1 protein-coding gene is annotated in these 986 nt (G+C 33.1%); it reads left to right on the plus strand.

The features are described 5' to 3' along the window. Positions 1–986, plus strand: a 986-nt coding sequence (locus AC4FRL_RS11620; protein ID WP_491140409.1) for an immunoglobulin-like domain-containing protein, incomplete at both ends; no start/stop codon positions are given.

A 986-nucleotide genomic window follows, 5' to 3' on the forward strand; every position in this document is an offset into this window, starting at 1 on the left:
GATATTAAGTTAACAGAGGCAAATATAATCTTTAATGATGTTAACATGGAGAAAGCTGGAACTTATAAGGTAACTTATAAAGTAACAGATAGTAATGGAGCATCAGTAACTAAGACAATAACTGTTAAGGTAAATCCAAAGCAAGAAGTAATAAATCATGTACCAGTTATAAAGGCGGAAGACAAGGTCTTAACTGTAGGAGAATCTTTCAATCCTTTAGAAGGAGTAACTGCTTATGATGAAGAAGATAAGGATATTAAGTTAACAGAGGCAAATATAATCTTTAATGATGTTAACATGGAGAAAGCTGGAACTTATAAGGTAACTTATAAAGTAACAGATAAAGATGGAGCATCAGCAACTAAAACAATAACTGTTAAGGTAAATCCAAAACAAGAAGTGATAAATCATGTACCAGTTATAAAGGCGGAAGACAAGGTCTTAACCGTAGGACAAAGCTTCAATCCTTTAGAAGGAGTAACTGCTTATGACGAAGAAGATAAGGATATTAAGTTAACAGAGGCAAATATAATCTTTAATGATGTTAACATGGAGAAAGCTGGAACTTATAAGGTAACTTACAAAGTAACAGATAAAGATGGAGCTTCAGTAACTAAGACAATAACTGTTAAGGTAAATCCAAAGCAAGAAGTAATAAATCATGTACCAGTTATAAAGGCGGAAGACAAGGTCTTAACCGTAGGAGAATCTTTCAATCCTTTAGAGGGAGTAACTGCCTATGACGAAGAAGATAAGGATATTAAGTTAACAGAGGCAAATATAATCTTTAATGATGTTAACATGGAGAAAGCTGGAACTTATAAGGTAACTTATAAAGTAACAGATAGTAATGGAGCATCAGTAACTAAGACAATAACTGTTAAGGTAAATCCAAAGCAAGAAGTAATAAATCATGTACCAGTTATAAAGGCGGAAGACAAGGTCTTAACCGTAGGAGAATCTTTCAATCCATTAGAAGGAGTAAC

The organism is Clostridium sp. TJA032 (assembly GCF_058310275.1).